This window comes from Natrinema sp. H-ect4 (assembly GCF_041894845.1).
Taxonomy (GTDB): Archaea; Halobacteriota; Halobacteria; order Halobacteriales; family Natrialbaceae; genus Natrinema.
On record NZ_JBHDYC010000019.1, the window covers coordinates 1 to 14,298 of the forward strand.

A 14,298-nucleotide genomic window follows, 5' to 3' on the forward strand; every position below is an offset into this window, starting at 1 on the left:
AAATGCCGGGTACACATATAAGGCCGTCGGACCAGACCTGTATCGGAATCCGATACCATGGCACGGTTTTCCACGAAAACATAGTGTCAGTAACACTGATAAGTGCGATAGCTACTCGAGCGAGCCGCATCGATCGCGAGAATGTCACGCGGGCGGAGGTCGGCCGGTCATCCCACCCTTGCAGGTGCGGTCTGGCCGAATGATACCCGCGTGGGTCGCACTCGAGCGCGCACGCGCAAGAAGGCTTCGTGTCGAGAGTTACCGAGCGGGGGATAGAGACACGCATCGATGCCGATAAACCATGTGCGTTGCAAGGGGAAGATGAATGGTCCGGGACCCGTTCGCTTCGGAGTCAACGCCGTCCGCCGAGGAGATCTGCTCTGCGCTGGACGATCCCGACTGCCGTGAGATTATCCGGAAACTCGAGGAGCCGATGACTGCATCGGAGCTATCGAAGCGGTGTGAGATCCCGCAGTCGACACTGTACCGGAAACTCGAGTTGTTGACCGAGTCGACGCTGCTCGAGGAGTCGACCGAGATTCGACAGGACGGTCACCACGCGAGCAAGTACTCGGTTGCGTTCGACGAGATTACGCTCGGGCTGGACGAGGATCGGTCGCTGTCGATCGATATCGAGCGACCGGCCCGGACGGCAGACGAGCGGCTCGCGGAGCTGTGGTCGGAGGTGCGAAAGGAAACATGAATCCGATTCCGACGGGGCCGACCGAGACGATGCTCGCGCTAGCGGTCGTCAAGACGCTCGTTCTCGTGGTCGGGGGTGTCATCACGTACTTCGCGTTCAAGGCGTATCGGCGGACCCGACAGCGCGCGCTGGGGTATCTCGCAGCCGGGTTTGGGCTCGTCACGCTCGGCCTGGTACTCGCCGGGATGTTGTACGAACTCCTCGAGGTCGATCTCGCGACGGGAATCCTGCTCGAGAGTCTGCTCGTCCTGGCCGGGTTTCTCGTGATTGCGTACTCGCTGTACGTGCAGTGACGGCGATGGGGCGACGGCGATATTGATCGGCTCTGACTGGGCGTCTCGTCGACACTGCAAACCAGGATCGCGTTCTGCGATCCTGGCACCAGAGAATCGCTACGCCCTCCCCAGCCGATTTCTCCTCACGGGTGCTTCGCACCCGTCTGCTCACGGCGGCTCCGCCGCCGTTCGCATGGTATGCGAGACCTCCGGTCTCGCACTATTCGCATGGTTCGCGGGACCTCCGGTCCCGCGCTAACGTTCAGTCATTCTTCCCTCACTCATCCATATGAAGACGCGAAGCGTCTTCCAAGCCTTCGTTCACTCCGTCTTCTCACGGGCGCTTCGCGCCCGTTCGAATGGTATGCGGGACCAGAGTCCCGCACTATTCACGAAGACCTCGCACGAGGTTGCCCTGCGGTTCGCCAGCGGTGAACCGCAGTCCAGCGCGCGCCATAGCGGAAGAGGGGTGTCGACCCGTGGCGGTCTGGGGGCCATCATATCATCGATTCAGGGTATGAATCGCGTGTCCGAGCGCGTTTTCGGTGGCTTCCATCACCGACTCCGAGAGCGTCGGATGGGCGTGGACCGTCGCGGCGACGTCCTCGAGCGTCGCGCCGAGTTCGATCGCGAGGCCGAGTTCGGCGATCAGTTCAGAGGCTTCGGGGCCGACGATCGAGGCGCCGAGGACGTAGCCGTCTTTGTCGGCGGCGACGATTTTTACGAAGCCGTCCGAATCGCCGGTCGTCAGTGCGCGGCCGCTGGCTCGGAACGGGAACTGGCCGATCGCCGTTTCGAAGCCAGCTTCTTCGGCTTCGGATTCGGTCATTCCGACGGTGGCAATTTCGGGGTCGGTGAAGACGACCGCGGGGATCGCCTGGTGGTCGAGGGCCGCGGGCTCGCCGGCGATCACCTCGACGGCGACTTTCCCTTCCGCGCTGCCTTTGTGTGCGAGCATCGGTTCGCCGGCGACGTCGCCGACGGCGAAGATGTGGTCGACGTTCGTGCGTGCGCGCGAGTCGGTCTCGATGAAGCCGCGGTCGTCGGTTTCGATCCCAGCTTCCTCGAGATCGAGCGTCTCGGAGACGGGAGACCGGCCGACAGCTACGAGGACGTTCTCGACATCGAGCTCGAGGCGTTCCGCTTCGATCGCCTCGGTGCTTCCCCCATTCGCTGCAGCGCCGTCGACCGGCTCGGCGACGACGCGGATACCGTCGCCCGGTTCGTACCACTCGGAGGCGGTGTACCCGAAGTGAAAGTCGATCCCGAGGGCTTCGGCTCGCTGTTTGACCGGTCGCGTGAGGTCGTCGTCGTAGCCCGGTAGGATCGAGTCGAGCATCTCGACGACGGTCACGTCGGTGCCGAGTTTGGCGAAGACGCTCGCCAGTTCCATCCCGATGTAGCCCCCGCCGACGACGACCATCGAGTCGGGGACGGAATCGAGTGCGAGCGCCTGTCGCGAGTTCAGGACGGGCCCGTCGTCGAACGAGAAATCGGGAATCGAGATGGGGCGCGAACCGGTCGCCACGATGGCGTTCTCGAACTCGAGGGTCTCCGAGCCCTGGCCCTCGCCGCTGTGGGAGACGCGGACGGTGTTCTCGTCCGCGAATCGGGCGGTTCCCTCGAGCAGGTTGACCTGATTCGCCTTGCAGAGTTTCTCGACGCCGCTCGTGAGCTGATCGACGACGCCGTCCTTCCAGTCCATCATCCCGGCGAGGTCGATTGCGGGGTCGGCGTGGATCCCCATCTCCTCGGCGGTGGCGGCCTCGTGAGCGACGTCGGTCGCGGTAATCAGCGCTTTCGAGGGGATGCAGCCGTAGTTCAGGCAGGTCCCCCCGTAGGCGTCCTTCTCGACGAGCGTGACGTCCAGATCGAGTTGGCCGGCACGAATCGCGGCCACGTAGCCGGCCGGGCCCGCGCCGATGATCAGTACGTCCGTTCCGGTGGTGACGTCTCCGACAACCATCAACTATCCTCCTCCGTCGCGTGCGTCGTGCGTGAAATGTGCGCGTCCATATTCGGTAGCTTCGCCTTCGATCACTCGAGCAATAGTAGGCCGGGGTTCTCGAGGTACTCCATGACGGTGTTCGTGAACCGGGCACCGACGGCTCCGTCGATCAACCGGTGGTCGAACGACAGCGACAGTGTCAGCACCGATCGAGGTTCGATCGACTCGGTTCCGTCCTCGTCGATCACCACACGCGGTTTGCGCTTGATCTCGCCGATCGCGAGGATCCCGGCCTCGGGGTAGTTGATGATCGGCGTGGCGTACTCGCCGCCGATACCGCCGACGTTGGTGATCGTAAACGTCGACCCCTGCAATTCGCCGGGGCTGATCGTCCGGTCGCGGGCCTTCTGGACGACCTCGTTCATCTCCGAAGAGAGCTGAAGCAGTCCCTTCTGATCGACATCGTCGACCACCGGTACCATCAGTCCGACGTCGGTCGCGGTTGCGACACCGATGTTGTAGTAATCACGGTAGACGACCTCGTCGTTCTCCTCGTCGATGACCGCGTTCATCTCGGGATATTCTTTCAGCGCCGCGACGACGGCTTTCATGATGAACGGCATGTAGGTCAGCCGGATTCCGCGTTCCTCGGCGCGCGGTTCGAGGTCCTCGCGGACCCCCACGAGTTCGGTGACGTCGACCTCGTCGTGGTGAGTGACGTGGGGGGCGCTGTACTTCGACTCGACCATCGCCTCGGCGATGCGCTTGCGGACGCCCCGGAACGGTTCGCGGCGTTCGCGCTCGCCCTCCGCGAAATCGGTATCCTTCGTCCCGACCGATTCGCCTGCTTCGACCGCTTCCCTATCTGCTTCTTGGGCCTGACGCTGTGCCTCGGCGTACTCCCGAACCGCGTCCGGCGTGACGAACGCCTCGCCGTCCCGCTCTTCGGTCGCCGGGACGGCGTCGAGATCGACCCCCTCCTCCTCAGCCATTCGTCGAGTCGCCGGTGCTGCCAGCGTCTTGTCCCGGTTCGCCGATTCGACCTGCGTCGGTGTCTCGGTCCGCTGGGGACTCGAGGCCCCGCTCGCGCTCTCGATTGACGTGTCCTCGGTGGTATCGGTATCTGTGCTCGCTCCGCTCGAGTCGCTCGGTTCGGATTCCGCTCCGCCGGGTGCTGCTTCGGCCGTCTGTGACTGGACCTGTGCCGCGCCGTCACCGGGCTCGCCTCCAGTCGCGGCCTGCACGTCGGCTGCGGTGATCCGGCCGCCGGGGCCGCTTCCTTGGATGCTCGAGAGGTCGATCTCCTGTTCGCGGGCCATGCGACGAACGCGCGGCGGTGCGAAGACGCGATCGTCGGGCGGTGCAACCGCTTCGGTGTCCGCCCCGGTCGCGCCGGGTTCGCCGGCGGCGTCAGCGGTTGCGTCCCGTGGCTCGCTTGGTTCGTCGACGCCGGCGGGTTCGCTTGTCTGCTCTTGCTCCGATTCGGTCTCCGTCTCGGCTGCCCCTTCAGTTTCTCCCTCGACGTCGAACGAAATAATGACCGTTCCGACCGGGACGACCTCGCCCTCCTCGACGTGTAACTCGCGGACGGTGCCGTCGACCGGCGCGGGGACCTCCACGAGGGCCTTGTCCGTCTCGACCTCCGCGACCGGCTGATCTTCGGACACCGCATCGCCCGCCTCGACCAGCCACGAGACCAGTTCACCCTCCGCGACACCCTCGCCGACATCAGGTAACTCGAACTCCCTGACCATGTTAGAACTCCACCGCATTTCGGATGCCGTCCTCGATACGCGCCGACTCGGGCAGGTAGTAGTCCTCGAGCGCGTACAGCGGGAACGGCGTGTCGAAGCCCGTGATGCGCTCCACCGGCGCCTCCTGATACAGAAGCGATTCCTCCTGCAGGGTCGCGGTGATCTCGGCACCGAGACCGCCGGTCTTGGGAGCCTCGTGGACGACGGCAGCGCGGCCGGTCTTCTCGAACGATTCGACGATGGTCTCCTCGTCCAGTGGCGACATCGTTCGCAGGTCGACCACCTCGGCGTCGATCCCCTCGCTCGCGAGGTTCTCCGCGGCCTCGAGCGTCGGCCGGGTCATCGCACCCCAGGTGTAGACCGAGATATCGCTCCCCTCGCGGCGGACGGCCGCCTCGCCGATTGGCACCTCGTACGATTCCGCGGGCACCTCCTCGCGGAAGGCCCGGTAGATGAGCTTCGGCTCGAGGAAGAGCACCGGATCCGGACTCCGGATGGCGCTGGTCAGTAGCCCCTTGGTGTCGTAGGGGGTAGAGGGGATGACGACCTTCAGTCCAGGCTGGTGGACGAACATCGCCTCCGTCGACTCGGAGTGATGTTCCGGCGCGCGGATGCCGCCGCCGTAGGGGGCTCGGATGACCATGGGGCACGTGTATCGCCCGCGCGAGCGCGTCCGCAAGCGCGCCGCGTGCGAGACGATTTGGTCGAACGCGGGGTAGATAAAGCCCATGAACTGGATCTCGGGGACCGGCCGCATCCCGTAGGCGGCCATTCCGATCGCCGTGCCGACGATCCCCGACTCCGCGAGCGGCGTGTCGATCACGCGATTCTCGCCGAACTCGTCGTAAAGCCCCTCGGTCGCGCGGAAGACGCCGCCGTTCTTGCCGACGTCCTCGCCCATGACGAGGACGTCGTCGTCGCGCTCCATTTCGGTGTGTAAGCCGTCCTGTACCGCCTGTACCAGCGTGAGGTTCTCTGCGTCGGATTCTACGGACATGATATCACTCCAGCAGCGCGTCGTCGCCGTGATCGTCGCGAATCGATTCGAAGTACTCGAGCTGTTGCTGTAACCGTCGGGGCATCCCCTCGTAAACGTGGGCAAAGATCTCCTCCGGGTCGGGTCGCTCGAACGACTCGGCGGACTCGATCGCGTCGGCCACCGCCTCCTCGACTCGACCGTCGATCGCGTCAGCCCGTTCGTCGTCAAGCATGCCGTTCGATCGCAGATACGTCTCGAGTCTCGGAATCGGGTCTTTCTGCCGCCAGCGTTCGACCTCCTCGTCGGTGCGGTAGACGGAGGGGTCGTCGGCGGTCGTATGTGCCCCGAACCGGTACTGGACCGCCTCGATCAGGGTGGGGCGGAGTTCGCCCTCACCGGGGTTTTTCGCCTTCTCGATGGCCTCACGGGTGACCTTGTACACCGCCAGCGGGTCCATGCCGTCGACCTGGACGCCCTCGAAGCCGTAGGCGGTGGCCTTCTGGGCCAGGGTGGCACTCGCCGTCTGGCGCTCGCGCGGCACCGAGATAGCCCACTGGTTGTTGTTACAGAAGAACACGTTCGGCGTGTCGAAGACGCCGGCGAAGTTCAGCCCCTCGTGGAAGTCGCCCTCCGACGTGGCCCCGTCACCGAAGTAGCAGACAAAGGCCTTCTCCTCGCCCTGCAGTTTCGACGCCCACGCCGCGCCGGTCGCGTGGGGGATCTGAGTTGCGATGGGGACGGCGACCGAGAAGATGTTGACGTCTTCGGGCATGTAGTTGCCCTGTTCGTGGCCCATCCAGTAGAGCAGCGTTCGCTCGAGGGAGAGGCCCCGAACCAGCCCGACGCCGTGTTCGCGGTAGCTGGGGAAGACCCAGTCGTCGTCGGCCAGCGCGTGGGCGCTGCCGACCTGTGCGGCCTCCTGACCGGACAGCGGCGGATAGGTCCCCATCCGACCCTGCCGCTGGAGGCTGACAGCCCGCTCGTCGAAGCGACGCACAAGGCGCATTTGCTCGTACATCTCGACGAGTTCGTCCTCGGTGAGGTCGGGCACGTCGACGCCCTCGCGAACGCGGCCCGCTTCGTCGAGTACCTGTACTCGTTCGTCGGGATCGCGCTGTAACGTACTCACGGGAAGACCCACCTGTACATACCCGCATAAACTATCGCTCAGGGTAAAGGAGTTTCCCAAATAGTTTACTAACGGAGAGATTCTTGCCAGTCCGCTCCGAAAGTATCGAACGACAGCGGACGATTCTGGACAGGAGTGATCGAAAGTGGTGATTTTGTGTCGATCATCGAATCAGGGCCTCGAGATCGTATGAAACTGGGTGAAAACGATGTTCGACCGTGGGGGCTGATTTATCGAACGTTGTGGCTGAGAAACTATCTCGGCGTCACCGCTCAGGACTCGGAGCGCTCCGGAGTCGAGCGGCGCGCATCGGCTCGCGCCTCTGCGACGCTCCTCCCCTCGCGCAACACGGCGTCGACGAACAGTTCTCCCGCCTTGTACGACGACCGAACCATCGGGCCGCTCGCACAGTACAGGAACCCTAACTCGTCCTCGGCGACGCGTCGCCACGTCTCGTACTTGTGGGGATGGTCGTACCGCTGGACCTCGAGGTGGTCTCTCGACGGGCGCAGGTACTGTCCCAGCGTGACGATGTCGACGCCGCGCTCGCGCAGGTCGGCCAGCGTCTGGTAGACCTCGTGGTCGTACTCGCCGTGGCCGAGCATGATCGAGGTCTTCGTGTAGATGTCGGACTCGCGTTCGACCTGCTCGAGCACTGACAAGGACTGCTCGTAGCCCGCGCGCCGATCGCGAACGGGGAACTGCAGGCGCTCGACGGTCTCGACGTTGTGTGCGATCACGTCCGGTTCGGCGTCGATGATCTTCCGGACGAGGCGTTCGTCGCCCTGGAAGTCCGGAATGAGAACTTCGACGAGGATGCCCGGGTGACGGTCCTTGATTTCGCGGATCGTCTGGGCGAAGTGGCCCGCGCCCTGATCCGGGAGGTCGTCGCGGTCGACGCTCGTCAGGACGACGTAATCCAGGCCGATCTCGGCGACCGCACCGGCGACATTTGCGGGTTCGTCGGGATCGAGTGACTCCATCCCGCCCGTTTTCACGTCGCAGAAGTTGCAGGCTCGAGAGCAGCGATCGCCCATCAGCATGAAGGTCGCCGTCCCGCCGCTGGCGTCGCCGTTGCCGTCGCCGGGCCCCGCGGTGCCGTCGGGACCGGCTCGGCCCGACCAGCACTCGCCCAGGTTCGGGCAGTTGGCCTCCTCGCAGACGGTGTGCAGGTCGTACTCGCGCAGCGTCTCCCGGATGCCGGCGAACTCCCGGCCCGACGGCGGGCGGCTCTTCAGCCAGTCGGGCTTTCGCACGCGGCTCATACGGGATCATCGGCCCGCGCAGTAAAAAGCAGTGGTGGTCCCTCGGCCGGCGTCGCGATAGCGGGGGCAATACGTGCCGTCAAAACGGCAGACACTCAGCTACAGCGCCGTTAATCGGTCCGTTCTCCCGATAGCTTTACGGACGGCTACGGAATAGGCGCGGCCGATGGCCTTCGGCTCGACACCAGACTGGTTTCACATCAGCGACGACGAGAATATCGTCTGGGAGAGCCGCCCCCACCCGATCTCGATGGGGACCGGACTGCCGATCGGGGTCGCGCTCGCGCTCATTGGCTTTCTCGTCGCCGGCTGGAGCGGGACCGACGGCATCGGCATCCTGACGATAGTCGGCGTCCTCCTGATCGCCGTCGGCGCGGTCGTCGCGTCCGTCCGCTATCTCGTCTGGACGAACACCCGCTACGTCATCACCTCCTCGGAGCTCTACAAGAAACGCGGGATCATCTCGAGGGATGTCACCCAGTTTCGCCTCGAGCGCGTCCAGAACACCAGTCTGCGCCAGTCGGGGATCGGCCGCCTGCTGGGCTATGGCGACCTGACCGTCTACACCGCCGGCTCCGGCGATCCGGAGCTGACCTTCGAACGCGTCCCCAAGCCCGAACGGGCGAGTAGCCGACTCAGCGACCAACTCGAGGACGTCGCGACGGATGGAACGGCCATCTGAGCGACGCTTGGTGAATCCGGGAGGTGCGTCGTCGACCGTCCTTCGCTGACAGGGAGACGCTCGAGCGGCCGGTGACATGCTTAGAACAGTCGGAAAACCAAAGCTCATTAGATCAACGAGGTCCTAAAAGGCACAATGTCTTCACAGCTGACAACGTCCGAAGAGGGACCGGTATCGCGGGGCTCGAGCGTTGCAGCGAGTGCGGGACTCGGCGTCTTCGCCGCCGCGTTCGGCTATCTCGTCACGTACCTGCTGATCGGGAGCGAGGTACGCGAGGCTGGCGAGGACATCGCCACCTGGAAGGGGGTCGCCTGGTACTTCTACGAGGCCCACATGGTCGATATCGAGGCCAGCAGCCAGGCCGGCTCGTTCAGCGGGACCGATATCCTCAACCTCATCGCCGAGTCGAGTAGTTCGAGCGCCGACCTGTTGTACGTGCTTCCACCGCTCACGTTGTTCGCAGTCGGTGCGTTCCTGGCCATGCGGTGGGACGTTACCGCTCTCGACGAGGCCGTCATCGCCGGTGCGCCGGTGACCATCGGGTACGCCGTGATTATGGGCCTCGGTGCGATCGTCGCCGAAACCACCACCGAATGGTCCGCATTCGGAATCGAGGCCACCAGCACGATCGGGCCGGCACTCCTGCCCGCGATCGTGCTCGGCGGCATACTGTACCCGCTGATATTCGCCACTGCGGGGGCTGCGATCACCGCCGCCGTCAATACGCGATAGGAACTGCACTGTGAAGGAGACACGAAGTGCCACGAGAGATGGATTTCGATGACGACCGGCTTGCGACTCGAAGGAAACGCCTTTGACCCGGCACTCCCCCTTACCGTGTGATGGAGGTCGCCGAGGTTCTCCCCGAATTCGCCGACGCCTTTGCCTTCGAGGAGTTCAACCGGATGCAACGCGAGGCACTGCCCGCACTGCTCGAGTCCGAGGAGAACGTGGTCGCGAGCGCGCCCACGGCCTCGGGGAAAACGGCGCTTGCGGAACTGGCGATCTGCAAGGCGCTCGCCGACGGCGGCACGGCGCTGTTTATCGCTCCGATGCGAGCGCTGACCAACGAGAAAGAAGACGACTGGGACCGCTTCGAGGACCTCGAGTACTCGGTGTACGTCGTCACCGGCGAGCGCGACCTGAACCCCCGGCGCGCGCGTCGAGCGGACATCCTCGTCATGACTCCCGAGAAACTCGACTCGGCGACCCGCAAACACGATTCTCGACGTTATGACTTCGTCACCGACATCGACGTCTGCGTCATCGACGAGGTGCACCTGCTGGACGCGGATCGGCGAGGATCGGTGCTCGAGGTGACGATTTCCCGGCTCCGGCGGCTCTGCGAACCCCGAATCATCGCGCTATCGGCGACGATGCCGAACGTCGACGACGTTGCGGCGTGGCTCGATGCGCCCGAGGAGACGACCTTCGAGTTCGGCGAGGAATATCGACCCGTCGACCTCAACGCGGGCGTCAAGACCTACACCCACGGCGACAACTCCTTCGCGGACAAGTACCGCCGACTCTACCGGGCGCTCGACCTCGCGGAACCCCACCTCCGGGAGGACGGCCAGTCGCTCGTCTTCGTCTCCTCCCGACAGGACACCGTTCAGGCCGCGAAGAAGGCCAGAGACGAGATCGCCGAGCGAGATATTCCGATGGGGGCTCGCGGCGACTACGATTTCCATACCGAATCGAAGGACCTCGAGAACGACACACTCCGCAAATCGGCGCTCGACGGGGTCGCCTTCCACCATGCCGGCCTCTCGAAGAACGACCGGGACCTCGTCGAGGAGTGGTTCAAACAGGGCCACATCGAACTCCTCTTTTCCACCTCGACGCTGGCCTGGGGCGTCAACCTGCCCGCTCGCTGCGTCGTGATTCGGGACACAAAACTCCACGACCCCCTCGAGGGCGAAGTCGACATGAGTCCGCTGGACGTGCTCCAGATGCTCGGTCGCGCCGGGCGGCCGGGGTACGACGACATCGGCTACGGCTGGGTGGTCTGCGATACGGCCGAGGCCGACAAGTACCGACGGCTGCTCCGCGACGGGAAGGAGATCGAGTCCCGACTGGCCGAGAGCTTGGAGACCCACCTGAACGCCGAGATCGCGATGGGGACGATCACCGATCTCGAGGACGTGATGGACTGGCTCGAGACGACGTTTTACTACGTTCGCGGCCAGTCCAAACCCGACGACTACGACTTCCCCAATCTCCGCCAACGGGTGCGAGACTGCCTCGAGGGGCTGGTCGAGCGGGGCTTCGTCGAGACCGGCGAGGACCTCTCGATCGAGGCGACGGCGCGGGGCGTGTTGACCTCGAAGTACTACCTCAGACTCGATACGGCGGCCCGCTTCGCAGCGCTGTGCGATCGCGTCGGGAGCGAGGGGAACGACGAACTCGAGGCGAGCGACATCCTCGCGGCGGTCGCGACCGCCGAGGAGTTCGACTCGGTGTCGGCCCGACAGGACGAACGCGACGCGGTCAACGCGGTGCTCGTAGGGGAGGATACGGAGGACCTCGACGCGGGCGAGCGGAAGGTGCTCGCGATCCTCCGCGGGGCGGCCAGCGGGTCGACCCCGTCGGAACTGCGCAGCGACGCGTGGGTGATTCGACAAAACGCCACGCGGCTCCTCTCGGCGCTCGGGGCGTTCCTCGATCGCTTCGTCGGCCCCCACGCCGCGAACCTCGCGCGGCAGGTGGAGGCCCGCATCGAGAACGGCGTTGCGGAGGATGCGGTCGGGCTGACCGCCATCGACGGCGTCGGCCCAGGTCGCGCGAGCAAACTCGCGAAAGAAGGGCTGTCGACGCCCGGCGACATCATCGACGCGGGCGTCGAAGGGCTCGTCGACGCCGGCCTCTCGGAGGGCGTCGCCGAACGCGTCGCCGAGGGCGCTCAGTCGCTCCCTGCGGTCGAAATCGAGTGGGGACAGTTTCCCGACAGCGTCGCGACGGGCGAGAACGAGGTCTGCAAGGTCACAGTGCGAAACATCGGCGAACCCGCCCGCGCCGGCGTCCGGGTGACCGTCAATGACGTAGAGATGACGAGTACGAACCCCTACCTGCGCGACGAAGAGACCGTCCCGGTCGGCGTCTTCGGTGCCGACGCCGAGGAACTCGAGTTTACCGTCAGCGTCGCCTTCCCCGAGACGCCGCTGATTCCGATCGAAGCGAGTCGGACGGTCGACGTTCGATAGCTGGATGCGGTCGGCGGCCGATAGGGAGGAGTGTTCGACACCGCTACTCCCGCTCGGCCAGTTCGATACTGTTACTCACAATCCGCCAGTTCGATACTGTTACTCACAATCCGCCAGTTCGATACTGTTACTCACAATCCGCCAGTCCGAGGACACGCGCTCGCAGTTCGGCGGGCGAATCGACGATTTCGTCGGCCGGCGACCGATCGATGTCGCCGTGGGCGGCGATCCGATACGCGATCACGACGGTTCTGGCTCGAGCGGCCGCCTCGATCCCGTTCGCCGAGTCTTCGACGACGATGCACGCCTCGGCCGGAACGCCGATTTCGTTCGCCGCGTGCTCGAAGACGTCGGGAGCCGGCTTGCTCGCGGCGTCGATATCGTCGGCGCTGATCACGCGGTCGAACGAGCCCTCGAGATCGAACTCCTCGAGGACCATGCCGATCCAGTCGTGTGGCGACGACGAAACGAGCGCCGTGGGGACGCCGCAGTCGTCCAGTTCGGTGAGAAGGTCGTGCAGTCCGTCGAGCGCTTCGGCGCGCTCGGTGTAGATTTCCTCGGCGGCCTCGTTGAACCGCCGGACGAACTCTTCGCGGGAGATGGCGGTTCCGTACTCCGCCTCGAGGTAGTCGTAGATCTCCCGGAAGTTCATCCCGCTGGTCTCGACGAGGTCCACGTCCTCGTCGGGGACGGCCGCGGGGAAGAGTTCCTCGCGCTGAAAGTCGACCCAGTAGTCTTCGCTGTTGACGAGCACCCCGTCCATATCGAAGAGTACAGCAGTCATGTATGCCGGGCTATTCGACCCCCGCGTATAGCCGTTTGGCAGGCACCGGTGGGCGTGACGGGGGCGGAACGGACCCGGTCGAACGGATCGGATCCCGCACCTCTGAACGCGTTCCTCGGCACCCGATTGACGGATCGGCGGCCGACGCACTCGAGCGCTACTCGTAGTAATCCAGTCGTTCCACCACGTCGGCGAACGCGACGTTTTCCTGTACCTGCGTGATTTCTATCCGCACCCGTTCCCCTTTGTCCGTCCCGGAAACGATGACGACGAATCCGCGCTCGACGCGCGTGATGCCGTCTCCCTGATCGCCGACGTCCTCGATCTCCACCGTCCGGGTTTCGCCCGCTTCGACGGGCGGTTCCAGCGAGCCGTGTGTTTGGGACGATCGCTGGTCCGTCGGCGCCACTGCGTCACGTTCCGTCTCCGCTTCGGGTTCCTGTTGGGACCCCTCGTTCGAGTCCGTCGAGGAAGACAATACGGCGACTCGGTACGACTGTCCCTCGTCGACATCGCCGAGTCGAAGTTCTCGTTTCGGGACCTCGATAACATATGACTCGTCTCGCTCCTCTACTTGTCCGGAAAACAGACAGAGAAGTTGGTCGGATATCTTCATTGGATGTCCTTGTCTTACAGCAACGGTCATGTTCCCTTGAGTCTACTGAATACGTCGGCTCAGTGTCCGGTCGCTCGAGCCCGTACGATGTCCCACGTCGTCGCCGGAATGTTGCTCGGAGCTAGCGGTCAGCAACTCTCCACTTTCGGTATCGTTTCCCTCGGTCAACGCACTCGAGACGGTGGGCCGCTGTACCGGCCGGCCAGCAACTGGCCGACCCAGCGGACGGAACCCGTTCGATGGTGGGCCGAAACGGGAGCGCGTTAGTCGGCGACCTCGCCGCGGCGTTCGTGTTCCATCTCCGTTTCGACCGCCGCGGCGATCGCCGCGCCGAACTCGCGCTCGAGGAGCCACAGCGCCAGATCGATCCCCGCGGTCACGCCCCCGGCGGTGAGCACGTCGCCGTCGTCCACGACGCGCGCGTCGACCACCTCTCCAGCGGCGGCCTCGAGGTCCTCGGTCGCGACCCGATGAGTGGTCGCGGGCCGGCCCTCGAGCAGCCCCGCTTCGGCCAGCACCATCGCGCCGGTACAGACGGAGGCGACGGTCGCGCCGGCGGTGGCGCGCTCGGCGATCGCTGCGGGCAGGCTCTCGTCCTCGACGGCGGCCCGGACGCCACTGTCCGCGGTCGTCCACCCGCCGCCGGGGACGAGCAGGAGATCCGGTCGGCCGATCGTTCCGTCCGGCTCGACGCGGAGGCCGTGACTCGCCGTCACGAGATCGGGTTCTGCGAGCGTGACCAATCGCGTCTCGAGTGATGCGCCGGCTACGGCGCCGTTTTCCAGCACTTCGTAGGGACCGATCGCGTCGAGTTCGTCGAAGCCGTCGAACAGGACAATTTCGGCAGTCAGGTCGACCATACGTGAGCGTTGCTCGCACCGGAGAAATCCGTTGTGCCCGTGCTAGATATTGACTCGAGAGCCGGACCCTCGAGTCGTCGTGTCGCCGACGCGCCGCCGC

General features: G+C 64.9%; 13 protein-coding genes. 5 read left to right on the top strand and 8 right to left on the bottom strand.

All coding sequences use genetic code 11. The features are described from left to right. Positions 1-325: 325 nt before the first annotated feature. Positions 326-703, top strand: a complete 378-nt coding sequence (locus ACEWFR_RS19615) for a helix-turn-helix domain-containing protein (protein ID WP_098725236.1) — start codon at positions 326-328, stop codon at positions 701-703. After that, positions 700-996, top strand: a complete 297-nt coding sequence (locus tag ACEWFR_RS19620; protein ID WP_098725235.1) for a hypothetical protein — start codon at positions 700-702, stop codon at positions 994-996. Before ACEWFR_RS19615 ends, ACEWFR_RS19620 begins: the two co-directional genes overlap by 4 nt. 484 nt (positions 997-1,480) lie before the next feature. Here the strand turns inward: ACEWFR_RS19620 and lpdA are convergent, their stop codons facing one another. The 5 genes from lpdA to lipA all read right to left on the bottom strand — a co-directional run bounded on the left by lpdA (position 1,481) and on the right by lipA (position 8,053). Then, entirely contained in the window at positions 1,481-2,944 is a 1,464-nt protein-coding gene (lpdA, locus tag ACEWFR_RS19625; RefSeq protein ID WP_374062636.1) for a dihydrolipoyl dehydrogenase, read from the bottom strand. Between the two features lie 71 nt (positions 2,945-3,015). Next, on the bottom strand, positions 3,016-4,680 hold the full coding sequence (locus ACEWFR_RS19630) for a 2-oxo acid dehydrogenase subunit E2 (RefSeq protein ID WP_374062637.1): 1,665 nt from the start codon (positions 4,678-4,680) through the stop codon (positions 3,016-3,018). Position 4,681: 1 nt separating this feature from the next. Next, complete coding sequence (locus tag ACEWFR_RS19635; RefSeq protein WP_374062638.1) at positions 4,682-5,677, bottom strand: alpha-ketoacid dehydrogenase subunit beta; 996 nt, start codon at positions 5,675-5,677, stop codon at positions 4,682-4,684. Between the two features lie 4 nt (positions 5,678-5,681). Next, positions 5,682-6,788 (bottom strand): pyruvate dehydrogenase (acetyl-transferring) E1 component subunit alpha, encoded by a 1,107-nt coding sequence (pdhA, locus tag ACEWFR_RS19640; RefSeq protein WP_374062639.1) that lies wholly within the window; start codon positions 6,786-6,788, stop codon positions 5,682-5,684. Positions 6,789-7,060: 272 nt separating this feature from the next. Further along, entirely contained in the window at positions 7,061-8,053 is a 993-nt protein-coding gene (gene lipA / locus ACEWFR_RS19645; protein ID WP_374062640.1) for a lipoyl synthase, read from the bottom strand. A gap of 166 nt (positions 8,054-8,219) precedes the next feature. Here lipA and ACEWFR_RS19650 point away from each other — a divergent pair, with 166 nt between their 5' ends. From ACEWFR_RS19650 to ACEWFR_RS19660, 3 genes are all read left to right on the top strand, one after another. Next, positions 8,220-8,735 carry a PH domain-containing protein gene (locus ACEWFR_RS19650; protein ID WP_374062641.1) on the top strand — a complete coding sequence of 172 codons (516 nt, stop codon included), beginning with the start codon at positions 8,220-8,222 and terminating at the stop codon, positions 8,733-8,735. Positions 8,736-8,870: 135 nt separating this feature from the next. Next, positions 8,871-9,467: a hypothetical protein gene (locus ACEWFR_RS19655; RefSeq protein ID WP_374062642.1), complete on the top strand. Its 597-nt coding sequence runs from the start codon at positions 8,871-8,873 to the stop codon at positions 9,465-9,467. A gap of 110 nt (positions 9,468-9,577) precedes the next feature. Next, positions 9,578-11,938, top strand: a complete 2,361-nt coding sequence (locus ACEWFR_RS19660; RefSeq protein WP_374062643.1) for a DEAD/DEAH box helicase — start codon at positions 9,578-9,580, stop codon at positions 11,936-11,938. Between the two features lie 127 nt (positions 11,939-12,065). Here the strand turns inward: ACEWFR_RS19660 and ACEWFR_RS19665 are convergent, their stop codons facing one another. The 3 genes from ACEWFR_RS19665 to ACEWFR_RS19675 form a co-directional block, all read right to left on the bottom strand. After that, positions 12,066-12,722: an HAD family hydrolase gene (locus ACEWFR_RS19665; protein WP_374062644.1), complete on the bottom strand. Its 657-nt coding sequence runs from the start codon at positions 12,720-12,722 to the stop codon at positions 12,066-12,068. A 157-nt stretch (positions 12,723-12,879) separates the two neighbouring features. After that, a complete protein-coding gene (locus ACEWFR_RS19670; protein WP_374062645.1) occupies positions 12,880-13,338 on the bottom strand; it encodes a TRAM domain-containing protein in 459 nt (152 codons plus the stop codon). 263 nt (positions 13,339-13,601) lie between these two features. Next, positions 13,602-14,198 carry a DJ-1/PfpI family protein gene (locus ACEWFR_RS19675; protein WP_374062646.1) on the bottom strand — a complete coding sequence of 199 codons (597 nt, stop codon included), beginning with the start codon at positions 14,196-14,198 and terminating at the stop codon, positions 13,602-13,604. Positions 14,199-14,298: the final 100 nt, after the last annotated feature.

Coding starts and splice junctions, on each gene's coding strand:
- ACEWFR_RS19615 (WP_098725236.1), top strand. CDS start 326: ATGGTCCGGGACCCGTTCGCTTCGGAGTCAACGCCGTCCGCCGAGGAG.
- ACEWFR_RS19620 (WP_098725235.1), top strand. CDS start 700: ATGAATCCGATTCCGACGGGGCCGACCGAGACGATGCTCGCGCTAGCG.
- lpdA (WP_374062636.1), bottom strand. CDS start 2,944: ATGGTTGTCGGAGACGTCACCACCGGAACGGACGTACTGATCATCGGC.
- ACEWFR_RS19630 (WP_374062637.1), bottom strand. CDS start 4,680: ATGGTCAGGGAGTTCGAGTTACCTGATGTCGGCGAGGGTGTCGCGGAG.
- ACEWFR_RS19635 (WP_374062638.1), bottom strand. CDS start 5,677: ATGTCCGTAGAATCCGACGCAGAGAACCTCACGCTGGTACAGGCGGTA.
- lipA (WP_374062640.1), bottom strand. CDS start 8,053: ATGAGCCGCGTGCGAAAGCCCGACTGGCTGAAGAGCCGCCCGCCGTCG.
- ACEWFR_RS19650 (WP_374062641.1), top strand. CDS start 8,220: ATGGCCTTCGGCTCGACACCAGACTGGTTTCACATCAGCGACGACGAG.
- ACEWFR_RS19655 (WP_374062642.1), top strand. CDS start 8,871: ATGTCTTCACAGCTGACAACGTCCGAAGAGGGACCGGTATCGCGGGGC.
- ACEWFR_RS19660 (WP_374062643.1), top strand. CDS start 9,578: ATGGAGGTCGCCGAGGTTCTCCCCGAATTCGCCGACGCCTTTGCCTTC.
- ACEWFR_RS19665 (WP_374062644.1), bottom strand. CDS start 12,722: ATGACTGCTGTACTCTTCGATATGGACGGGGTGCTCGTCAACAGCGAA.
- ACEWFR_RS19670 (WP_374062645.1), bottom strand. CDS start 13,338: ATGAAGATATCCGACCAACTTCTCTGTCTGTTTTCCGGACAAGTAGAG.
- ACEWFR_RS19675 (WP_374062646.1), bottom strand. CDS start 14,198: ATGGTCGACCTGACTGCCGAAATTGTCCTGTTCGACGGCTTCGACGAA.